The 21,523-nt window shown below is 63.6% G+C and carries 18 protein-coding genes, 2 tRNA genes and 3 rRNA genes; 16 read left to right on the top strand and 7 right to left on the bottom strand.

All coding sequences use genetic code 11. From position 1 onward, the window contains the following. The first annotated feature begins 10 nt into the window (after positions 1 to 10). From AC3WR5_RS07380 to AC3WR5_RS07365, 4 genes are all read left to right on the top strand, one after another. Complete coding sequence (locus tag AC3WR5_RS07380) at positions 11 to 631, top strand: alpha/beta hydrolase (RefSeq protein WP_492483149.1); 621 nt, start codon at positions 11 to 13, stop codon at positions 629 to 631. 50 nt (positions 632 to 681) lie between these two features. Next, positions 682 to 1,842: a D-alanyl-D-alanine carboxypeptidase family protein gene (locus AC3WR5_RS07375; RefSeq protein ID WP_492483147.1), complete on the top strand. Its 1,161-nt coding sequence runs from the start codon at positions 682 to 684 to the stop codon at positions 1,840 to 1,842. Between the two features lie 31 nt (positions 1,843 to 1,873). Then, on the top strand, positions 1,874 to 2,764 hold the full coding sequence (locus AC3WR5_RS07370) for a D-amino acid aminotransferase (protein WP_492483145.1): 891 nt from the start codon (positions 1,874 to 1,876) through the stop codon (positions 2,762 to 2,764). A 71-nt stretch (positions 2,765 to 2,835) separates the two neighbouring features. Further along, positions 2,836 to 3,114: a DUF493 family protein gene (locus tag AC3WR5_RS07365; protein WP_231013160.1), complete on the top strand. Its 279-nt coding sequence runs from the start codon at positions 2,836 to 2,838 to the stop codon at positions 3,112 to 3,114. Between the two features lie 43 nt (positions 3,115 to 3,157). On the opposite strand, the gene AC3WR5_RS07360 is transcribed toward AC3WR5_RS07365, so the two are convergent. Next, positions 3,158 to 3,859: a tetratricopeptide repeat protein gene (locus tag AC3WR5_RS07360; protein WP_492483142.1), complete on the bottom strand. Its 702-nt coding sequence runs from the start codon at positions 3,857 to 3,859 to the stop codon at positions 3,158 to 3,160. Positions 3,860 to 3,931: 72 nt separating this feature from the next. Between AC3WR5_RS07360 and lipB the strand changes: the two genes are divergently transcribed. Together lipB and lipA are read left to right on the top strand one after the other, a co-directional pair. Beyond that, complete coding sequence (lipB, locus tag AC3WR5_RS07355; protein WP_492483140.1) at positions 3,932 to 4,642, top strand: lipoyl(octanoyl) transferase LipB; 711 nt, start codon at positions 3,932 to 3,934, stop codon at positions 4,640 to 4,642. A gap of 77 nt (positions 4,643 to 4,719) precedes the next feature. Then, the gene (lipA, locus tag AC3WR5_RS07350) at positions 4,720 to 5,724 is read left to right on the top strand and encodes a lipoyl synthase (protein ID WP_492483138.1); all 1,005 of its coding nucleotides are present in this window, start codon (positions 4,720 to 4,722) and stop codon (positions 5,722 to 5,724) included. Positions 5,725 to 5,840: 116 nt separating this feature from the next. Here lipA and AC3WR5_RS07345 read toward each other — a convergent pair whose 3' ends face one another. From AC3WR5_RS07345 to AC3WR5_RS07335, 3 genes are all read right to left on the bottom strand, one after another. Next, on the bottom strand, positions 5,841 to 7,988 hold the full coding sequence (locus AC3WR5_RS07345; protein ID WP_492483136.1) for a TonB-dependent receptor: 2,148 nt from the start codon (positions 7,986 to 7,988) through the stop codon (positions 5,841 to 5,843). A 178-nt stretch (positions 7,989 to 8,166) separates the two neighbouring features. Then, positions 8,167 to 8,481 carry a hypothetical protein gene (locus AC3WR5_RS07340; RefSeq protein ID WP_492483134.1) on the bottom strand — a complete coding sequence of 105 codons (315 nt, stop codon included), beginning with the start codon at positions 8,479 to 8,481 and terminating at the stop codon, positions 8,167 to 8,169. Positions 8,482 to 8,604: 123 nt separating this feature from the next. Beyond that, entirely contained in the window at positions 8,605 to 9,117 is a 513-nt protein-coding gene (locus AC3WR5_RS07335; protein WP_492483133.1) for a TlpA family protein disulfide reductase, read from the bottom strand. A gap of 15 nt (positions 9,118 to 9,132) precedes the next feature. Here AC3WR5_RS07335 and AC3WR5_RS07330 point away from each other — a divergent pair, with 15 nt between their 5' ends. Next, positions 9,133 to 9,813: a DUF4197 domain-containing protein gene (locus AC3WR5_RS07330; protein WP_492483131.1), complete on the top strand. Its 681-nt coding sequence runs from the start codon at positions 9,133 to 9,135 to the stop codon at positions 9,811 to 9,813. Between the two features lie 112 nt (positions 9,814 to 9,925). Here AC3WR5_RS07330 and AC3WR5_RS07325 read toward each other — a convergent pair whose 3' ends face one another. Then, positions 9,926 to 11,062, bottom strand: coding sequence for a hypothetical protein (locus AC3WR5_RS07325; RefSeq protein ID WP_492483129.1), 1,137 nt, complete (start codon positions 11,060 to 11,062; stop codon positions 9,926 to 9,928). A gap of 127 nt (positions 11,063 to 11,189) precedes the next feature. Here AC3WR5_RS07325 and AC3WR5_RS07320 point away from each other — a divergent pair, with 127 nt between their 5' ends. The 3 genes from AC3WR5_RS07320 (at position 11,190) to AC3WR5_RS07310 (ending at position 12,534) form a co-directional block, all read left to right on the top strand. Beyond that, positions 11,190 to 11,681: a hypothetical protein gene (locus tag AC3WR5_RS07320; RefSeq protein WP_492483127.1), complete on the top strand. Its 492-nt coding sequence runs from the start codon at positions 11,190 to 11,192 to the stop codon at positions 11,679 to 11,681. A 165-nt stretch (positions 11,682 to 11,846) separates the two neighbouring features. Further along, positions 11,847 to 12,296 carry a PTS sugar transporter subunit IIA gene (locus tag AC3WR5_RS07315; protein WP_141286253.1) on the top strand — a complete coding sequence of 150 codons (450 nt, stop codon included), beginning with the start codon at positions 11,847 to 11,849 and terminating at the stop codon, positions 12,294 to 12,296. Next, on the top strand, positions 12,265 to 12,534 hold the full coding sequence (locus AC3WR5_RS07310) for an HPr family phosphocarrier protein (RefSeq protein WP_141286251.1): 270 nt from the start codon (positions 12,265 to 12,267) through the stop codon (positions 12,532 to 12,534). Before AC3WR5_RS07315 ends, AC3WR5_RS07310 begins: the two co-directional genes overlap by 32 nt. Before the next feature lie 55 nt (positions 12,535 to 12,589). Here the strand turns inward: AC3WR5_RS07310 and AC3WR5_RS07305 are convergent, their stop codons facing one another. Next, the gene (locus tag AC3WR5_RS07305; RefSeq protein WP_492483124.1) at positions 12,590 to 13,450 is read right to left on the bottom strand and encodes a GNAT family N-acetyltransferase; all 861 of its coding nucleotides are present in this window, start codon (positions 13,448 to 13,450) and stop codon (positions 12,590 to 12,592) included. Between the two features lie 134 nt (positions 13,451 to 13,584). On the opposite strand from AC3WR5_RS07305, the gene ptsP reads away from it, so the two are divergent. The 6 genes from ptsP (at position 13,585) to rrf (ending at position 21,333) form a co-directional block, all read left to right on the top strand. Then, positions 13,585 to 15,399 (top strand): phosphoenolpyruvate--protein phosphotransferase, encoded by a 1,815-nt coding sequence (gene ptsP / locus AC3WR5_RS07300; RefSeq protein WP_492483122.1) that lies wholly within the window; start codon positions 13,585 to 13,587, stop codon positions 15,397 to 15,399. 379 nt (positions 15,400 to 15,778) lie between these two features. Beyond that, positions 15,779 to 17,307, top strand: a 16S ribosomal RNA gene (locus AC3WR5_RS07295). Positions 17,308 to 17,519: 212 nt separating this feature from the next. Continuing rightward, positions 17,520 to 17,596 (top strand) — tRNA-Ile (locus AC3WR5_RS07290). A 40-nt stretch (positions 17,597 to 17,636) separates the two neighbouring features. Further along, a tRNA-Ala gene (locus tag AC3WR5_RS07285) sits at positions 17,637 to 17,712 on the top strand. Between the two features lie 335 nt (positions 17,713 to 18,047). Continuing rightward, positions 18,048 to 20,920, top strand: a 23S ribosomal RNA gene (locus AC3WR5_RS07280). A 300-nt stretch (positions 20,921 to 21,220) separates the two neighbouring features. Continuing rightward, positions 21,221 to 21,333, top strand: a 5S ribosomal RNA gene (gene rrf / locus AC3WR5_RS07275). The 16S, 23S and 5S rRNA genes sit together here with 2 tRNA genes alongside, the layout of an rRNA operon. Here the strand turns inward: rrf and AC3WR5_RS07270 are convergent. Then, positions 21,328 to 21,523 (bottom strand): hypothetical protein (locus AC3WR5_RS07270; RefSeq protein ID WP_492483120.1); only part of this gene is annotated, 196 nt, incomplete at its 5' end. The two genes, rrf and AC3WR5_RS07270, sit on opposite strands and share 6 nt — an antisense overlap.

The raw sequence follows: 21,523 nt of genomic DNA, 5'->3' as shown, positions 1-21,523 counted from the left end.
GGCGCCGCGCATGAGCGCCAACACTCAGCCGCTGCGCATAGCCGGCCCGGCCGGCGTGCTGGTGGGGGCGGTGGATGAACCGGCGGCCGGCGTTGCGCTGCGCGGCGTGGTAGTGATCTGCCACCCGAACCCGCAGCAGGGCGGCACGATGGACAACAAGGTCGTGCACACCCTTGCCCGCGCTTTCCTGCAACTGGGCTACCGCGCCGTGCGCTTCAACTACCGCGGCGTGGGCGGCTCCGAAGGCGAATGGGACGAGGGCCGCGGCGAGATCGACGACGCGCTGGCGGTGATCGCCGCGCAGCGCGACCCGGCGCTGCCGCTGGCGCTGGCCGGCTTCTCGTTTGGCGGCTACATCGTCTCGCATGCTGCCCAGCGTCTGGCCGACGATGCCAAGGCCGAGCGGCTGGTGCTGGTCGGCCCTGCGACCTCGCGCTTCGACATGACCACCGTGCCGGCCGACACGCTGGTGATCCACGGCGAGACCGACGACGTCGTGCCGCTGTCGGCCACTTTCGACTGGGCCCGCCCGCAGTCGCTGCCCGTCGTGGTGGTGCCTGGCGTGGGCCATTTCTTTCACGGGCAGCTGCCGCTGCTCAAATCGCTTGTGGTGAACGCCTGGCGCGCTTGAACGCGCCTCGTCGACTGCCCGGGCTTTGACGACCTTTTGGGTCCTTGCTGATGAAATCCCTGCATTCCCTGTTGCTCGGCGCCACCATGGCGCTGGGCGTGACCCTGAGCGCCCATGCCCAGGCGCCACAGCCACCCGAAATCGCTTCGCGTGGCTACCTGCTGATCGACATGACGGCCAACCAGGTGCTGGCCGAGCGCAATGCCGACGCCCAGGCCGAACCCGCCTCGCTGACCAAGCTGATGACGGCCTACGTGGTCTTCGGCGCGTTGCGGGAAAAGAAGCTTTCGCTGGAGCAGCGCCTGCCGGTTTCGGAGCGAGCCTGGAAGGAGAGAAAGGGTGGCGGCTCGCTGATGTTCATCGACACCACGATGACGCCAACGGTAGACGAACTGTTGCGCGGCCTGATCGTGCAGTCGGGCAATGATGCTTCGGTGGCGCTGGCCGAAGGCGTTTCCGGCAGTGTCGAGGCCTTTGTGGCGGTGATGAACCGGCAGGCCCAGGCCTGGGGCCTGACGCACACCTCGTTCAAGAACGTGACCGGACTGACCGAAGCCGGCCACTACAGCACGGCGCGCGACCTGGCAGTGATCGCCCAGCACATCATCCGCGACTTTCCCGAGCGCTACCCGTACTACTCGATGAAGGAGTACACGTACAACAACATCAAGCAGCCCAACCGCAATCTGCTGCTGGGCCGCGACGCGACCGTTGACGGCATGAAGACCGGCTACACCGACGCGGCAGGCTATTGCCTGCTGGCCTCGGCCCAGCGCGACTTTCCGAACGGCAAGCGCCGGCTGATGTCGGTGGTGATGGGGGCCGAGTCGATGCAGGGCCGGGCCAACGAAAGCCAGAAGCTGCTGAACTGGGGCTACACCAACTTCGACGCGGTGCGCCTGTTCGAAGCCGGCAAGGCCATGGCCACGGTGCCGGTGTGGAAGGGCAAGAGCCCGGAAGTGAAGCTGGGCAGCGAAGGCGCGGTGTTCGTGGCCGTGCCAAAAGGCGAGGGCGACCGCCTGAAGACCAGCGTCGAACGCACCGACCCATTGGTCGCGCCGCTGACCCAGGGCCAGCGCGTCGGCACGCTGAAGGTCACCACGGCCGGCGGTGCGCCGGTCGCTTCGGTTCCGCTGGTGGTGCTGGAAGAAGTGCCGCAGGCCGGCATCTTCGGCCGTGCCTGGGATGCCATCCGCCTTTGGATCAAGTAATCTCCAGGCCTACGCCCCTGCGGAGATCCCGATGACCGTGCTGCCCGATACCCTGTGCGAGCTGAACGGCGAGCTGCTGCCGCTGTCCCAGGCCAAAGTTTCGGTCATGGACCGCGGCTTCCTGTTCGGCGACGGCGTCTACGAGGCCATGCCGGTCTACGGTCGCCAGCTGTTCCGCTTCGACGAGCACATGGCACGGCTGGCGCGCAACCTCGACAAGCTGCGCATGGCTTCGCCAACGGATCGAGACGGCTGGCTGGCGCGGCTGCGCCGGGTCATCGCCGCGCATCCGGCCGAGGACCAGGTGGTCTACCTGCAGGTCACGCGCGGCGTGGCGCTGCGCGACCATGTGATGCCGGTGGACATAGCGCCCACGGTCTTCATCATGAGCAACGCCATGAAACCGGTGCCGGCCGAGTTGCGCCACCAGGGCGTGGCCTGCGTCACCGCACGCGACTTCCGCTGGGAGCGGGGCGACATCAAGAGCATCTCGCTGCTGGGCAATGTGCTGGCGCGCCAGGTCTCAGCCGATGTGGGCGCCGCCGAAACCCTGCTGCTGCGCGACGGGCTGCCGGGTGGCCCGTGGCTCACCGAAGCGTCCACCTGCAATGCCTGGATCGTGCAGGAGGGTGCGCTCTTGGGCCCGCCGATGAACGAACACGTGCTGGAAGGCATTCGAGTGCAGCTGCTGCGCGAGCTGTGCGAGGAAGAAGGCATTGCCTTCAACCTGCGGCCGATCAGCGAATCCGACCTGCGTGCCGCCGACGAAGTGCTGCTCAGCTCCACCGGCAAGGAAGTGCTGGCCGTGACCAAGCTGGACGGCGAGGCCGTGGGCCACGGCGCGCTGCGCGGCAAGCCCGGCCCGGTCTACGGCCGCCTGTACGAAGCCTACCAAAGGGCCAAGCGCGAACAGTGCGCCTGAGCGGGGCTGCGGCGCGCCAACTTGCAAGTCGCCACGGCGGCCTTATCTATCCGGTCATGTCGACCAACACCATGTCTTCCTACATCCCGCCCGAGCAATCGCTGATCGAGTACCCGAGCGCCTTCCCGATCAAGGTGATGGGCGCGCACGTCGACGGTTTTGTCGACGCCATCGTCTCGGTGGCGCTGCAGTTCGATCCCGGCTTCGACCCCGAAACCGTCGAGAAGCGGCCCAGCAAGGGTGGCAACTACCTGGGCGTCACCATCACCGTGACGGCGACCAGCCGCGAGCAGCTCGACGAGCTGTACCGCACGCTGACCACGCACCCGATGGTCAAGATCGTGCTCTGAGCGCTTTTGGCGGTCCTGGAAAGCGGCGCTTCGGCGCCGTTTTTCAATTCGGCGCAGTCGCTGCTTCGGCCGCCGCCTTGGCGTCCAGCTCCTTGACCTTGTACGGCGCGGCCTCGTCGCCGGCTGCCGCGGCCCCGGCGTACCAGTAGCGCGCCAGCCGCAGGTCCTGCGTCACGCCGTCGCCCTTCTCGTACAGCGAGGCAAGGATGTACATCGCGCCCATGTCGCCGCCATTGGCGGCCTGGCGGTACCACTGCGCAGCCTGGCTGCTGTCCGCCGGCGTGCCGCGGCCCATCAGGTAGGCGGTGCCGGCAGCGACCGCGCCGTCCACGCTGCCGGATTCGGCTGACAGCTGGTACCAGGCCAATGCCTGCACCAGGTCCTGCTTGCCCAGCTTGCCGCTCTCGAACAGCTCGCCCAGCGCGTATTGCGAGGTCACGAAGCCGCGCTGCGCGGCCATCAGCAGCAGTTCGCGCGCGGTTTCAACGTTGCTGTCCGGCAGTTCACCGCGCAGGTGCATCGCGGCCAGGTCGTGCATCGCGCCTGGGTGGCCTTGTTTCGCCAGCACGCCGAAGGCCTGCGCGGCGCCGGTCAGGTCGCCTTGCACATACAGCGTCAGCGCCGCATCGAATGGGTCCGGCACGGCGGCCTGCGCGGCACCGGCCTCGAGCGGCAGCGCGGCCATGGTGACGAGGGCGGCAGCGCTCAGCAGGCGGCGGATTCGTTCGGTGGCTTGCGGCAACATGCCATGACGATAGCGCGGCTGGCTTGACCTTCGCCGGCGCCCGGTTGGTCCGATGTCGGACAATTGCAAGCCATGTCGACCGCCACGCTTGCTCCGTTCCCGCCGCCGCTGCTGCGTGACTGGGGCCGCGTGCCATATGAGCAGACCTTTGCCGCGATGCGCGCCTTCACCGAGGCCCGCGGCCCGGACACGCCAGACGAGTTCTGGCAGGTCGAGCACCCTCCTGTCTTCACCCAGGGCGTGGCCGGCAAGCCCGAGCATGTGCTGGGCGCTGGCGACATCCCGGTGCTGCAGAGCAACCGTGGCGGCCAGGTGACCTACCACGGGCCCGGCCAGGTGGTGGTCTACCCGCTGGTGGACCTGCGCCGGCTGGGCATCTTCGTCAAGGAGTACGTGTTCCGCCTCGAAGCTGCCGTGATCCAGACGCTGGAACGCTTCGGCGTGCTGGGCTTTCGCGTGAGCGGCGCGCCGGGCATCTACGTGAACCTGGCCGACCCGTTCAACGCCGCGCTGCCCGCCGGCCCGCGCGAAGATGAATTCGCCGGCCTGGGCAAGATCGCCGCCTTGGGCATCAAGGTCAGCCAGCACTGCACGTACCACGGCGTATCGCTCAACGTGGCGATGGACCTGGAACCGTTCCGGCGCATCAACCCCTGCGGCTACGCAGGGCTGCAAACGGTCGACCTCGCTACACTGGGCGTGCGTGCAAAGCCGGCCGAAGTCTCGGCCCTGCTGTGCGAGCGGCTGCGCCAGCACCTGAGCCCACCCGCTTCGGCGCCCTGAGTGGCACCACCTGCCAGCCGCCGCCAGCCCCGTCCCTGTCCTCCAGCGCCTCGCGCGCCAGCCCTTGCAAGGCCCCCATGTCCACCGACAACGTCATCACCCACGAAGCCAAGACCGGCGCCGACTACGATGCCAGCGCCAAGCAGAAGGCCCAGGCCAAGACGGCGCGCATCCCGATCAAGATCGTGCCGGCCGGCGAGATGCTGAAGAAGCCGGACTGGATCCGCGTCAAGGCCGGCTCGCCGACCACGCGCTTCTACGAGATCAAGCAGATCCTGCGCGAGCACAAGCTGCACACCGTCTGCGAAGAGGCTTCTTGCCCGAACATTGGCGAATGCTTCGGCAAAGGCACGGCCACCTTCATGATCATGGGCGACAAGTGCACCCGGCGCTGCCCGTTCTGCGACGTGGGCCACGGCCGGCCCGATCCGCTGGACGCGGACGAGCCGATGAACCTGGCCAAGACGATTGCCGCGCTGAAGCTGAAGTACGTGGTCATCACCAGCGTGGACCGCGACGACCTGCGCGACGGCGGCGCCGGCCATTTCGCCGATTGCATCCGCCAGGTGCGCGAGCTGTCGCCGCAGACGCAGATCGAGGTGTTGGTGCCCGACTTCCGCGGCCGCATGGACCGCGCGCTGGACATCCTGAAGGCCGCGCCGCCGGACGTGATGAACCACAACCTCGAAACCGCGCCGCGCTTGTACAAGGAAGCGCGCCCGGGTTCGGACTACCAATTCAGCCTGAACCTGCTCAAGCGCTTCAAGGAAGCCGTGCCGGGCGTGCCGACCAAGAGCGGCATCATGGTCGGCCTGGGCGAAACCGACGAAGAGATCCTGCAGGTGATGCGCGACATGCGCGCGCACAACATCGACATGCTAACCATTGGCCAGTACCTGGCGCCCAGCGGTCACCACCTGCCGGTCAAGCGTTACGTGCACCCGGATACTTTCAAGATGTTCGAAGAGGAGGCCTACAAGATGGGCTTCACGCACGCTGCCGTCGGCGCGATGGTGCGTTCCAGCTACCACGCGGACCAGCAGGCCGCGCATGCCGGCGTGGGCACCATCGAAGCGAACTGAGCGGCGGTCCGGACGCAAACCCGGACCTGGGGCACTCTCAAGAAAACGCCGGGCCGCTCCCAAGTTTTCTTGACCCCCTCGGGGGGCCTGACGCGAAGCGGCAGGTCTGGGGGCGCTCAGAATGACTTGCTGATGCCCGCCAGCACCGTGCGGCGCTGCGCATATTGCGGCGCACCGACGCCAATGCCCGAGCCGTCGCGGATCTGGTAGACCCGGTCGAACACATTCAGCGCCGACAGGCGCAGGTCCACCGGGCCGACCGCCGTGCCCAGGTCGAAGCTGCGGTGCGCCGACAGGTTGACCTGCGTGTAGCTCGGCAGGTGGCTGCTGTTGGCAAAGCCGTTGCGCAGGCCGCTGCCGAACAGCAGGTCGGCCGAGGTGGCCAGGCCATTGGACCATTGGTAGCTGGCGCCGGCTGAAGCCGTAGTCGCCTGGTCGTGGTCCAGGTGCACCCAGTTCGAGTTGATGTAGTCGATCTCGTCCTGCTCGAAGTTGAACTGGCCGGTTTCCAGCCCCTTGCCGAGTGCCCGCGCAAACGCCACGTTGGCGTAGGCGCTGAAGGCTTCGTCGCGGTAGCTGGCCGAGAGTTCCAGCCCGTAGACGCGGGCATGGCTGTAGTTGAAGGCCGAGTAGATCAGCGCGTTGCCGAACTGGCCCTCGTCCTGCAGGTGGCGCACCTGGCGGTAGTAGCCGTCCATGCCCACGGTCAGGTGGCTGTCGATCTGCCGCTCGAGGCCAATGTCGTAGTAGTTCGAGCGCTCGGAGCGCACGGCGGTGTTGGCGTCCGACGGCAGTGCGTTGGTCGTGCCCTGGAATTTCTGAATCGAGGTCTGGTCGATCTGCTCGGTGGGCGGCGGCGTGAAGTAGCGCGAGTAGCCGGCGTGCACGCGCGTCATCGCGTCGATGTCGTAGACCAGGCCGACGCGCGGGCTGAGCTGCTGCTCGTCGACGACGGTGCGCACCTGGTCGAAACGCAGGCCGTAGTTGACCGTCAGCGCCTTCACCGGTTGCCACTGGTCCTGCAGGTAGACGCCCCAGGTGTGGCCCTTGAGCTGTGCATCGTCGGAGATGCTGAGCGGCTGGTCGCTGGTCTGGTTGCCGTCCGCATCGGCCGGGAAGACCAGCGAGTCGTTGCGCGTCGCGCCTTTTTCGGACTGGTAGAACACGCCGCCGCGCAACGTGTGGGTGGCATTCAGGTGCCAGCTGGCATCGGCCTGCAGGCCGGCCGCGCGGTTGCTGCGCGCCACGTCGGCGGCCACGCCGTTGAAGGCCAGGTCGCCGGCCTCGTCGGGGCGGTAGTGCACGTCGGTGTAGCGGCTGAACAGGGCGACCTGGTAGTCCACGTCCTGGCCCAGGCTGCTCTGCAGCGACAGCACGCCGAAGTGGTTGCGCTCCTTCTGCCGCGCGTCCAGCGTCGCGGAGTCGATGTTGTCATGGCCGGCGAGCGAATAGTCAGGCGTCTGGCCGGCGACGTTGGGGATCTGGAAGCGGTTGTTGGCCGCACCCAGGATCAGGTTCACGCGGGTCTCGGGCGTCAGCACATAGGATAAATAGCCAAAGCCGTTGCCCTGCTCGGTCTTGTCGTGCAGCGCGTGGCGCGAAGACGTGGGGTTCTCGATGCCCTGGTCGTCGTGCATCGCCGAGCCGACCATGTAGTAGCTCAGCGCGCCGACGTTGCCGCCCAGTTCCAGGCTGCCTTCGCGGTGGCCGTTGCTGCCGCCCAGCAGGCTGATCTGCCCGCCGTTCTGCTGGTTCGCGCCTTTGGAATGGATGTCCACCACGCCGGCCGTGCGGTAGCCGTACTGCGCCGGCAGCGCGCCGGTCAGCACCTGGATCTGGTCGGCGAAGCGTGTCTCCAGCGCCTGGCCGAAGCCGCCGATGGCTTCTGGGATCACGATGCCGTCGATGCGGTACTGCAGATCCGCGTGGTCACCGCGCACGTGCAGCTGGCCGTAGGAATCCTGCACCACGCCGGGCGCCTGCAGGATGACCTGGTTCAGCGGCGTGTCGGCGCCCATCGGCAGCTTGGCGATGTCCTGCTGGTCGAAGCGGTAGATGGAACTGCCGGTGTCGGGCGACAGGCCGTTGCGCGCGGCGTCCAGGCGCTGGCGCTGGGAGGAGATTTCGACGCGCTGCGGCGCAGGGGTGGGGGAGGTGGTGCCGCCATCTGTGGCGGCGACGGTCTGCGCGCGGACGGGCAGGGCGAGCAAGGGATAGGCGAGCGCCAACGCGAGCGCCAGGCCCGTGCGAGAAGGGGTGAACATGCAAACAGCTCCTCTGTCGCGGGCCTGAGTGGAGCGGCCCGCGAGCAGTCGATTCATCGAGTGAGGTGCACCGCGGCGCAGCGCTTGGCCCGCCCGAAAACAGGGCAGGCGAGCGGCGCGCGCAGGTGCAGACAGCGCCCGGCACTGGTGAAGCACCAGACCGGGCGTCAGGACGACTTCAGAGGAGGATCGGAGGGTCCCGGGCGCTGTGCGCGGGGACGTCGGCGTCGCGGGCCCGGAAGGTCTGTGAGGTGACCCACGGGTGCGTGGCGGGCGGCAGTTGAAGCGACGGGACCGAGGTCGCGACGAAGCTGGCCACTTGCGCGAAGGCCAGGCAGTCGTCGCAGGCGCTGCCCGCGACATGCACCTTGCCGGTCAGATCAGACGCCGACTGCGGGCTGGTGGCCAGGTGGCCGATCTCGTGCAGCACCGCGCCCTGCTGAGCCAACAGCAGGAACAGCGAGAGCCACAGGGAAGACCAGATCTTGCGCACGGCCGGAATTGTGCCCGCAAGGCGCAGGCAAGGTGAACTCAAAGTTTCCGACGCTCGTGGGGGGGATGGCCCACGGATGCACGATGTGCCGAATGGCGGGGCCGCGCCAGGCGGCGCGCGACCTCAGGCGCTCTTCTCGGCGATCAACTCGCCAATCAGCTGGTGCAGCGAGGCGAAATCGGGCTCGCCGACGAATTTCTTGACGATGCGGCCCTGCTTGTCGATCAGGAAGGTGGTGGGCGTGAGCTGTACCTTGCCGAACTGCTGGGCGATGGTGCCGGTGTTGTCGATGGCCACATTGAACGGCAGCTGGCGCGACTTGGCGAAGTTGTCGACGTACATCGGCGGGTCGTAGCTCATGGCCACGGCCAGCGTGTCGAAGGCCTGGCCCTTGAACTTCTCGTGCGTGGCGATGATGTTGGGCATCTCGTGCACGCAGGTCGTGCAGCTGGTGGCCCAGAAGTTCACCAGCATCACCTTGCCGCGCTGGCCGGCGAGATTGGCCTGGCGGCCATCCAGCAGGGTGTAATGCACGTCAGGCGCGCTTTCGCGTGCCGCGCAGCCGGCCAGCAGGCCACTGAACGGCAGCGTTGCCAGCAGGCTGGCACTCAGAGCAAGATGACGGCGTCTGTCCATGGGGAGAACCTTCGAATGAAGCGCAGAGAGTTTACGGCGACGGCCGGCATGCTGCTGGCCGGCATGGGCGGCACCCGCGTCGCCGAGGCGGCTTTCCTCAGCGAGGCCGATGCTTCGCTGGGCGTGAAAACCGCGTTGCAGCGCGGCGCGGAGGCTGCGGTCGGCCTGCTGGGCCAGACCGATGGCTTCCTCGGCAACCCGAAGGTGCGCATTCCGCTGCCCGGCATCCTCAACGATGCGGCACAGCTGCTGAGGCTTTCGGGCCAGCAGAAGAAGGTGGATGAATTGATCACCGCGATGAACCGAGCGGCCGAGACCGCCGTGCCGCAGGCGCGCGAGCTGCTGGTGGCGGCGGTGAAAGGCATGTCGGTGCAGGACGGGCTGAAGATCGTGCGCGGCGGCGACACCTCGGTCACCGACTTCTTCGCCACCAAGACACGCCAGCCGCTGGGCGAGAAGTTCCTGCCCATCGTCACGCAGGCGACCGAAAAGGTCTCGCTGGCCAGCAAGTACAACGCGGTTGCCGGCCAGGCCATGGGTTTTGGCCTGGTGAAGAAGGAGGACGCCAACGTGCAGGCCTACGTGACGCGCAAGGCGCTGGACGGGCTGTACCTGATGATTGGCGAAGAGGAAAAGAAGATCCGACGGGACCCGGTCGGCACGGGAAGCGCGATCCTGCAAAAAGTCTTCGGCTAGAGGGTGGGGCACCCGGCCTCGGGAGTACCTGAGACCACCCGCCGGGCGGGTTGCGCAGGCCGCCTTGGGGCGGCCCGGCGCCGGCCTGCGGGCGCGCGCTCGTCTCGCCAACTCAGCTGTTTCGCGTCAGCTCGAAGATCAGCGCGGAAGGCAGGTACTGCAGCACCGCGTGGCGGCCGATCTGGGCCTGGCGCTGGGCGCTGTCGGTCGAGAGCTGGCAGTGGTCGCCCTCTTCGGCGATCTCGATGCAGACGAAGTCGGGCTGCTCGGCGGCCAGCAATTCGCGCAGGCGGGCGAAGCGCTGGCCGGCGAGCACCGATTCGCAAATGATGCCGTGCGGCAGCGTTTCGCGGCAAAAGCGTTCAGCCTCTTCGACCGAACTCACAAAGTCCAGCACCAGCCCCATGTGACGCACGGCTTCGCGGATGTCCGAGCGCAGGTCGCGCCGGCCGGCGAGCACCAGCAAGTGGCTGCCGGCCAGTGGCTTGGAGTCCAGCGAGGGGCCGAAGCCGGAGGACAGCGGGTCCGGATCGGGCGCGGATGCGCTGACATCCGGCGCGGCGGCTTGCAGCGTGTGGGTGAACTCCAGCAGCAGCGTGCAGCTGCCGGGGCTGTCCAGCCGCTCGATGCGCAACTCCAGCGCCCAGGCGATCTGTTCGACCAGGCGCCACGCCAGGCCATTGGGCGGGCCCGGGTGGCGCAGTGGGAAGTGGCAGCGCAGGCAGGCGTTGGGCGGCCAGGGCAGCAGCTCCAGCCGGCATTCGATGTGGCCCTGCGCGTGCGGGAGGGCCCAGTCCAGCATGGCCTGCAACAGTGCGTGCAGCAGGCTGGCGTCGGCCAGCACCGAGGCTGGTTGCATGGCGGGGCGCAACTCGATGCCGCTGGCGCTGGCGGCCGGGCCGTGTTGCTGCAGCAGCTCGCGCAGCGTCTGCGTCAGGTTCACTTCCTCGGCGCTTTGGTTCACACCGCCGGAGGCGATGCGCGAGAGCTGCTGGCCGACCATGCCAAGGCGGCGCGCACGGCCGATCTCTTCTGTCAGCTGCTGCAGGCCGTTGCGGTCGATGCGGCCAGTGCTGGTCAGCTGGTTCACGCGTTCCAGTGCGTCCGACATCGTCTGCCCGACTTCGCTGCCCATCTCGTCAATGACCTGCAGCCAGTGCGAGGGCAAGGCTGCGGCCTGGCCTTCTGGCAGGGTGTTCGTCGCGGCGAGGTGCAAGCCGCCGGGCAGCGGATTGTTCATCGTGGCCATGGTCTAGGGAAGGGAGCCAAGCAGTGTGCGCCCCTGGGTGGACGCTTGCCAAGCGCTTACATTCCTACGAATGAGGGATGCGACGCTGCGGAAGCGGACTTTGTTCACGGTTGGCGCTTGCTTGGCGATGAGCGGCTGCTCGCCGGCGCTGGATTGGCGCGAGGGCCGTGTGGTCGATGCCAGCCTGCAGTTTGTGCTGCCGTGCCGGCCCGACCACCACGAGCGTGTGCTGCCACTGGCGGGTGTGCCGGTGCGTCTGCAGATGCAGGTCTGCGAGGCCGAGGGCCAGACCTTTGCGGTCAGCGTGGCCGACATGGGGGAGCCGGCCAGGGTCGGCCCGGCGCTGCAGGACTTGCGCGTGGCGTTCGAGCGCAACCTGGGGCAACCGGCAGCCGCGGCCCCCTCCGCGCCGGCCTGGCTGCCGCCAGGCGCAACGCCGCAGCCCGCGGCCGGCCGCTGGCCTTTGCTGGGCCAGACGCCGGCTGGCGAGGCAGTGCATGCCGAGCTGGCGCTGGCTGCGCGCGGGACCTGGGTGGTGCAGGCCACGGTGCTGGCGCGCCGGCCGCTGTCGGCCGAGGCCACGCAGGCTTTCTGGGAGGGCTTGCGCTTTGCGCCTTGAGCCCGCTGGCCACAAAAGACCGCACCGATGCGCGGGGCAGGGCAGGTGCGGGCGCTTTGTTGATAATGGCCGCCTCTGCGCGGCAGGCGCCTGGTCCAGCCGGTCGGGTGTTGCCGGGTGTCGCGTCCGGTGCCGGGCGCTGTTTCAGTTGCTTTGGATCACCTCATGCCCGGTCTCCTGATCATTGCCCATGCGCCGCTGGCGTCGGCGTTGTATGGTGTGGCCGCGCATGTCTATCCCGACGGCCTGACCGGGCTGGCGGCGCTGGACGTGCCGCCGGATTGGCCCGTCGAACGGGTCGAGCAGGCGGCCCGCGAGGCGCTGGCCAGCGTGCGAGATCCGCAAGCGCTGATCCTGACCGATGTTTTTGGCGCCACGCCTTGCAACGTGGCGCAGCGCCTTGCCGACGGCAACGAGGTTCGCCTGGTCACCGGTGTCAACGTGCCGATGATGTGGCGCGCCCTGAGTTACCTGCGCGAGCCGGTGGATTCGCTGGTCACCCGCGCGGTGGCGGGCGGCACCCAGGGCGTGATGCAGGTGGCCGCGCAGCGACCCCAGAACCAGACCCAATCTTCACGACTGCATGATCAAGACCACGCTCACCATCAGCAATAAGCTGGGCCTGCATGCCCGCGCCTCGGCCAAGCTGACCAAGCTGGCCAGTGGCTTTCAATGCGAGGTGTTCATGAGCCGCAATGGCCGGCGCGTCAATGCCAAGAGCATCATGGGCGTGATGATGCTGGCCGCCGGGCTGGGCGCAGAGGTGGAGCTCGAAACCGAGGGCGCTGACGAGCAGGCGGCCTCGCTTGCCATTGCTGCGCTGATCGCCGACAAGTTCGGCGAAGGTCAATAGGGCAAAAGCTGGCCCTCACGGCCGGCTGTTGCCATCCAAGCTTGCCAGCTTGGCTTCAGATCGAGCCGAGGAAGTGGCGGCGGTAGCGGCTGGGCAGGTCCTGCAGGCGCATCAGCATGGGCAGGTCGGCGGTGTTGAAATCCGGGTCCCAGGCCGGTGCACCCAGCACTTTGGCGCCGCAGCGCAGGTAGCCTTTGATCAGGGCCGGCGCTTCCACCTCCAGCGCACGGTTCAGCTCCTGCACCGGCAAGGCCAGGCGCGGGCGCACCTGGTGCTCCAGTCCCACGAGGTGGGTCTGGCTCAGGCGGTTCCACAGGCTGGCAGCGGTGTGGCCGCCGTCGCGCATGCTGATGCTGGCGCAGCCGACCATGGTGTCCAGGCCGTTGCGGTCCATGAAGGCGGCGAGTGCGCCCCAAAGCGCCAGGATCACGCCGCCGGCACGGTGGTCCGCATGCACGCAGGAACGGCCCAGTTCGGCCATGCGCTCGCGCAGTGGGCGCAGGCGTGTCAGGTCGAACTCGGTGTCGCTGTAGTAGCCACCGGCGCGCCGCGCGGCGCCTGGCGTCAGCACCCGGTAAGTGCCAACCACCTGGCCGGGCTGGTCGCCTTCTGGCAGGCTGCGCACCAGCAGGTGCTCGCAGAAGTCATCAAACAGGTCCACGTCCAGCCCGGCGGGCGTGCCGGCCGGTGGTTGCAGGCGGGCGCCCATTTCCTCGGCGAAGACGTGGTGGCGCAGGCGCTGGGCCTCGCGCACTTCGTCCTGATGTCGGGCCCAGCTGACGGTGTAGGGCGTGTCCGCCATTGCCGCTGGTGGCGCCATGGCCACGGCGGGCTGGGCGACAGGCGTGGCGGTCCGGCGGGCGCGCAGCGGCAGCATGCCGATCAGCGGGAAGGTGGGGGTCGGCAGCTCTCTCATCGGGGGCATCTCCGTGGTCATGGGGGTGATGCTCGCCAGAGGCGATGACCCGCGCATGACGCATGCATGACCGGTCGATGACGCCCCGTTTTCCCTCACTGCGCCGGAGGCGGCTGGCTGCTACATTGGTCCGCATGAGCATCCAGGTTTTTGGTCTGCCAGTGTCTCGCGGTGTCGCCATCGGGCGCGCCGTGCTGGTGGCATCCAGTCGGGTCGACGTGGCCCACTACTTCATCGACCCGGCCGATGCCGAGCGCGAGTACGAACGCTTGCGCGATGCGCGCACCGAGGTGTCTGCCGAGCTGATGGCCCTCAAGCAGGAGGTGCCCGAGGAGGCGCACGCCGAGCTTGTGGCGCTGCTGGATGTGCACTTGATGATGCTGCAGGACCCGATGCTGGTGGAGTCTGCCCAGCCCTGGATTGCCACCCGGCACTACAACGCCGAATGGGCGCTGTCGGCCCAGCTGGAGGTGCTGACGCGGCAGTTCGACGAAATGGAAGACGACTACCTGCGCGAGCGCAAGGCGGACGTGGAGCAGGTGGGCGAGCGGCTGCTGAAGGCGCTGACCCGTGGCACCGGGCTGTCGCCGGGGGCGCTGGCCAATGCCGGCGCGCGTGACTTCGCTGGTGAAGATCCGCTGGTGCTGGTGGCCAACGACATTGCGCCGGCCGACATGCTGCAGTTCAAGCGCAGCGTGTTCACCGGCTTTGTCACCGACGTGGGCGGGCGCACCTCGCACACGGCCATCGTCGCGCGCAGCATGGACATCCCGGCGGTGGTCGGCGCGCGCGAGGCCAGCCGCATCGTGCGGCAGGATGACTGGGTGATCATCGACGGCGACGCCGGCATCCTGATCGTCAACCCGCCGCCGATGGTGCTGGAGGAGTACCGCTTCCGCCAGCGCCAGGTCGAACTGGAGCGGGCGCGGTTGAGCCGGCTGCGCCATACGCCGGCCGTCACGCTGGACGGGCAGACGGTCGAGCTCTTGGCCAACATCGAGCTGCCACGGGATGCAGCCGCGGCGCTGGAAGCTGGCGCGGTTGGCGTGGGCCTGTTCCGCAGCGAGTTCCTGTTCATGAACCGTGCCGGGCGCCTGCCAGACGAGGACGAGCAGTTCGAGGCCTACCGCGCCGTGGTGCTGGCGATGGGTGGCATGCCGGTGACGATTCGCACGGTGGACGTGGGAGCGGACAAGCCGCTGGACCGGGCGTCCTCGCAGGAGCCGCGGCACGACCACATGCTGAATCCGGCGCTGGGGCTGCGGGCGATCCGCTGGAGCCTGTCCGAGCCGGACATGTTTTCCGAGCAGTTGCGGGCCATCCTGCGAGCCAGCGCATTTGGTCCGGTGCGCATCTTGATCCCGATGGTTGCGCACCTGTCCGAGGTGCAGTCGGTCAAGCAGTGGATGGAAAGGGCGCGCGAGGATGTGACCGCCCGGGGCCAGGCGATTGGCGAGGTGACGCTGGGTGCGATGGTGGAAGTGCCGGCAGCCGTGCTGATCCTTCCCAGCCTGCTTCGCACCTTCGACTTTGTATCCATCGGCACCAATGACCTGATTCAGTACACGCTGGCCATTGACCGCGCCGACGAGGCGGTCGCCCACCTCTATGACCCTTGGCACCCGGCGGTGCTGCGCTTGATCGCGCAGACCATTGCCCAAGCCAATGCGATGGGCAAGGGGGTCAGCGTGTGCGGCGAGATGGCGGGCGACCCCGCCTTCACCGAGTTGCTGCTCGCCATGGGGCTGCGCAGCTTCTCGATGCATCCGGCGCAGATCAGCAGCATCAAGCAGCGCGTGCTGCGCGCGGATGCGCGGACGCTGCAGCTGGCCCTGCCTGCGGTGCTGGACGCCGACGAGCCGCAGCAGGTGTGTGAAGCCGCGATGCGAACTTCTTCCAAATCTGGTGCGGAAAGGCTTGCGGCCAGTTCCAGAACGGTGCTACAGTAGAGGGCTTCGCTGCTCACAACTGATGACTGACTTCGGTGAGTGTGACGTTTTCATTGGCAGTGAAGAGGTTTGAGATTTCGACGGATTTTGGTCCGGCGAGTTTTGTTTGCCTCAGGGCGCAAAACTTGAATCGAAAAAGAAAATGAAGAATAAGCCTTGACGGCGAATTCAACAGAGTACAAAATCTCGCCTCTTCGCTGCTAACGCAAACAAAGCAAACGCAGCGAATTGATCGCAAGATCATAGCTCTTTAACAAGTAACAGCCGATAAGCGTGGGCGTTTGAGTCGAGTGCTGGTGCCGCAAGGTACCAAGTCTCTTGGACTTTAAACGCTCATGGAAGTGAAGTTCACTTCAATTCTTTGAGCAAATTCAAGATCGAACTCAAGAGTTTGATCCTGGCTCAGATTGAACGCTGGCGGCATGCCTTACACATGCAAGTCGAACGGTAACGCGGGGCAACCTGGCGACGAGTGGCGAACGGGTGAGTAAAGCATCGGAACGTGCCCAGTAGTGGGGGATAGCCCGGCGAAAGCCGGATTAATACCGCATACGACCTACGGGTGAAAGGGGGGGATCGCAAGACCTCTCGCTATTGGAGCGGCCGATGTCAGATTAGCTAGTTGGTGGGGTAAAGGCCTACCAAGGCGACGATCTGTAGCTGGTCTGAGAGGACGACCAGCCACACTGGGACTGAGACACGGCCCAGACTCCTACGGGAGGCAGCAGTGGGGAATTTTGGACAATGGACGCAAGTCTGATCCAGCCATGCCGCGTGCGGGAAGAAGGCCTTCGGGTTGTAAACCGCTTTTGTCAGGGAAGAAATCTTCTGGGTTAACACCTCGGGAGGATGACGGTACCTGAAGAATAAGCACCGGCTAACTACGTGCCAGCAGCCGCGGTAATACGTAGGGTGCGAGCGTTAATCGGAATTACTGGGCGTAAAGCGTGCGCAGGCGGTTATATAAGACAGAGGTGAAATCCCCGGGCTCAACCTGGGAACTGCCTTTGTGACTGTATAGCTTGAGTGCGGCAGAGGGGGATGGAATTCCGCGTGTAGCAGTGAAATGCGTAGATATGCGGAGGAACACCGATGGCGAAGGCAATCCCCTGGGCCTGCACTGACGCTCATGCACGAAAGCGTGGGGAGCAAACAGGATTAGATACCCTGGTAGTCCACGCCCTAAACGATGTCAACTGGTTGTTGGGAAGGTTCCTTCTCAGTAACGAAGCTAACGCGTGAAGTTGACCGCCTGGGGAGTACGGCCGCAAGGTTGAAACTCAAAGGAATTGACGGGGACCCGCACAAGCGGTGGATGATGTGGTTTAATTCGATGCAACGCGAAAAACCTTACCTACCCTTGACATGTCTGGAATCCTGAAGAGATTTGGGAGTGCTCGAAAGAGAGCCAGAACACAGGTGCTGCATGGCCGTCGTCAGCTCGTGTCGTGAGATGTTGGGTTAAGTCCCGCAACGAGCGCAACCCTTGTCATTAGTTGCTACGAAAGGGCACTCTAATGAGACTGCCGGTGACAAACCGGAGGAAGGTGGGGATGACGTCAGGTCCTCATGGCCCTTATGGGTAGGGCTACACACGTCATACAATGGCCGGTACAGAGGGCTGCCAACCCGCGAGGGGGAGCCAATCCCAGAAAACCGGTCGTAGTCCGGATCGCAGTCTGCAACTCGACTGCGTGAAGTCGGAATCGCTAGTAATCGCGGATCAGCTTGCCGCGGTGAATACGTTCCCGGGTCTTGTACACACCGCCCGTCACACCATGGGAGCGGGTTCTGCCAGAAGTAGTTAGCCTAACCGCAAGGAGGGCGATTACCACGGCAGGGTTCGTGACTGGGGTGAAGTCGTAACAAGGTAGCCGTATCGGAAGGTGCGGCTGGATCACCTCCTTTCTGGAAAATACTTCGAAAGCGATTCATGTTGCGCAAGCGATGTGGAGCGAAGAGTAGAAGTCAAATGGTGCTTGATTCTTGCGCCCACACTTATCGGCTGTGAAACACACAACAGTGATGAACATGGTGAATGTGTGAGCTTGGGCAGAGCGTCAATTGGCCTCGAAGCCAAGTGAGCCTGTGCCAGGAGCCATGCGTTCCAAAGAATGCGTGGGTCTGTAGCTCAGTCGGTTAGAGCACCGTCTTGATAAGGCGGGGGTCGTTGGTTCGAATCCAACCAGACCCACCAACCATTCGAGGCGACGGTGTCGTCCGGTTCAGAGATAGACGGGGGATTAGCTCAGCTGGGAGAGCACCTGCTTTGCAAGCAGGGGGTCGTCGGTTCGATCCCGTCATCCTCCACCATCGTGACGGCCAATGCCATCTGTTCTCACTTCTGCGTCGGGTACAAACCCAAGATTCTGCTGGGATCTTGGGTTTGTCTTCGAAAGAAGGCTGTTGTTCTTTAACAATTCAAAGAGTCGAAAATCAGCGTTGTCGACGGAAAGCGGCTCAGGGGTAAAGCCTGAATCGCACCGTGCCGTCGATGACATTAGATGATTGCGTCACCAAACTTCAACTCTTTTAAAAGAGACATGAAGAACGGCATAACGTGAATACTCAAAAACCGATCGCTCTAGCGTTGAGCGATTGGGACCAGTCCTTGATCGATGTCTGAAGCATTGACATCAAAGTTATAGGGTCAAGTGACTAAGTGCATGTGGTGGATGCCTTGGCGATTACAGGCGACGAAGGACGTGATAGCCTGCGATAAGCTTCGGGGAGCTGGCAAATTAGCTTTGATCCGGAGATTTCCGAATGGGGAAACCCACCCTTAGGGGTATCGCATGATGAATACATAGTCATGCGAGGCGAACCGGGTGAACTGAAACATCTCAGTAGCTCGAGGAAAAGACATCAACCGAGATTCCGAAAGTAGTGGCGAGCGAAATCGGAACAGCCAGTGCTCTTTAGCATTCTTCTTATCAAAACGGAATGGAAAGTCCGGCCATAGTGGGTGATAGCCCCGTATGAGAAAAGTCGAATGTGGAACTAGGTGCACGACAAGTAGGGCGGGACACGTGAAATCCTGTCTGAAGATGGGGGGACCATCCTCCAAGGCTAAATACTCGTAATCGACCGATAGTGAACAAGTACCGTGAGGGAAAGGCGAAAAGAACCCCGGGAGGGGAGTGAAATAGATCCTGAAACCGCATGCATACAAAAAGTCGGAGCCGCAAGGTGACGGCGTACCTTTTGTATAATGGGTCAGCGACTTACATTCAGTGGCAAGCTTAACCGAGTAGGGAAGGCGAAGGGAAACCGAGTCCGAATAGGGCGTCTAGTCGCTGGGTGTAGACCCGAAACCAGGTGATCTATCCATGGCCAGGATGAAGGTGCGGTAACACGCACTGGAGGTCCGAACCGACTAGTGTTGCAAAACTAGCGGATGAGCTGTGGATAGGGGTGAAAGGCTAAACAAACCTGGAGATAGCTGGTTCTCTCCGAAAACTATTTAGGTAGTGCCTCAAGTATTACCATCGGGGGTAGAGCACTGTTTAGGCTAGGGGGTCATGGCGACTTACCAAACCTATGCAAACTCCGAATACCGATGAGTACAGCTTGGGAGACAGAGCACCGGGTGCTAACGTCCGGACTCAAGAGGGAAACAACCCAGACCGCCAGCTAAGGTCCCCAAAATTGGCTAAGTGGGAAACGAAGTGGGAAGGCTAAAACAGTCAGGATGTTGGCTTAGAAGCAGCCATCATTTAAAGAAAGCGTAATAGCTCACTGATCGAGTCGTCCTGCGCGGAAGATGTAACGGGGCTAAGCCAGTTACCGAAGCTGCGGGTGCATATTTATATGCGCGGTAGGAGAGCGTTCTGTAAGCCTGTGAAGGTGGGTTGTGAAGCCTGCTGGAGGTATCAGAAGTGCGAATGCTGACATGAGTAGCGTTAAAGGGGGTGAAAAGCCCCCTCGCCGAAAGCGCAAGGTTTCCTACGCAACGTTCATCGGCGTAGGGTGAGTCGGCCCCTAAGGCGAGGCAGAGATGCGTAGCTGATGGGAAACAGGTCAATATTCCTGTACCGATCTATGGTGCGATGTGGGGACGGAGAAGGTTAGCTCAGCCAACTGTTGGATATGTTGGTTCAAGCCTGTAGTCATGCCTGGTAGGCAAATCCGCCGGGCTTAGATGAGGGGTGATAACGAGTCTGCTTGCAGACGAAGTGAGTGATACCCTGCTTCCAGGAAAAGCCACTAAGCTTCAGCCATAGACGACCGTACCGCAAACCGACACTGGTGCGCGAGATGAGTATTCTAAGGCGCTTGAGAGAACTCTGGAGAAGGAACTCGGCAAATTGACACCGTAACTTCGGAAGAAGGTGTGCCTTTGGTAGGTGAACCATTGACTTGGGGAGCCGATAAAGGCCGCAGAGAATCGGTGGCTGCGACTGTTTATTAAAAACACAGCACTCTGCAAAGACGAAAGTCGACGTATAGGGTGTGACGCCTGCCCGGTGCTGGAAGATTAATTGATGGGGTGCAAGCTCTTGATCGAAGTCCCAGTAAACGGCGGCCGTAACTATAACGGTCCTAAGGTAGCGAAATTCCTTGTCGGGTAAGTTCCGACCTGCACGAATGGCGTAACGATGGCCACACTGTCTCCTCCAGAGACTCAGCGAAGTTGAAATGTTTGTGATGATGCAATCTCCCCGCGGAAAGACGGAAAGACCCCATGAACCTTTACTGTAGCTTTACATTGGACTTTGAACAGATCTGTGTAGGATAGGTGGGAGGCTTTGAAGTAGGGACGCTAGTTTCTATGGAGCCAACGTTGAAATACCACCCTGGTGTGTTTGAGGTTCTAACCTTGGTCCCTTATCGGGATTGGGGACAGTGTATGGTGGGCAGTTTGACTGGGGCGGTCTCCTCCCAAAGTGTAACGGAGGAGTTCGAAGGTACGCTAGCCACGGTCGGAAATCGTGGTGATAGTGCATTGGCATAAGCGTGCTTGACTGCGAGACTGACAAGTCGAGCAGGTACGAAAGTAGGACAAAGTGATCCGGTGGTTCTGTATGGAAGGGCCATCGCTCAACGGATAAAAGGTACTCTGGGGATAACAGGCTGATACCGCCCAAGAGTTCATATCGACGGCGGTGTTTGGCACCTCGATGTCGGCTCATCTCATCCTGGGGCTGTAGCCGGTCCCAAGGGTATGGCTGTTCGCCATTTAAAGAGGTACGTGAGCTGGGTTTAAAACGTCGTGAGACAGTTTGGTCCCTATCTTCCGTGGGCGCTGCAAGATTGAGAGAGCCTGCTCCTAGTACGAGAGGACCGGAGTGGACGCACCGCTGGTGTATCGGTTGTCATGCCAATGGCATTGCCGAGTAGCTAAGTGCGGAAGAGATAACCGCTGAAAGCATCTAAGCGGGAAACTCGTCTCAAGATGAGTCTTGCCGGGGCCTTGAGCCCCCTGAAGGGTCGTTCGAGACCAGGACGTTGATAGGCTGGGTGTGGAAGCGCAGTAATGCGTTAAGCTAACCAGTACTAATTGCCCGTGAGGCTTGACCCTATAACTTTGATGTTGATTCGGTGTAGAATCGAGATCGAGTTTGGATTGGGTTGAGTATTTATAGTTTGCCGTTGTTCATGTGCATGAATGCGGTGAGCGCAATCATCTGAAAAGTTCAGCCAGGAAGTGGTTGAGCCAACGCTGATGAGTCGACTGATCCATGTGCTGCCAGGCCAAGTTGCCCGGCGGTGAGTGTGCCCGGCGCATGCTGCACATGGATCAGTCGAGTCTGTCGATTCTTTGAATTGGCCTTCTCGGCCCTGCGCTCACCCGCGCACCCGAGCCGGCAACAAGTTGAAGCCTGATGACCATAGCGAGGTGGTCCCACTCCTTCCCATCCCGAACAGGACAGTGAAACGCCTCTGCGCCGATGATAGTGCGGATTCCCGTGTGAAAGTAGGACATCGTCAGGCTACTAATACCAGAGTAAAACGCCCGGTCTTTGCCGGGCGTTTCTTCTCTGAAGAATGTGATCGTGCTATGATCCCATCCTTCAGCGATAAGTTGAACGAGTCGAAGGACTCCTGCTCTTTAACAAGTAACAGCCGATAAGCGTGGGCGTTTGAGTCGAGTGCTGGTGCCGCAAGGTACCAAGTCTCTTGG

Source organism: Ideonella sp. FW305-24 (assembly GCF_058788035.1).
This window is presented reverse-complemented; position numbering and strand designations above follow the sequence as displayed.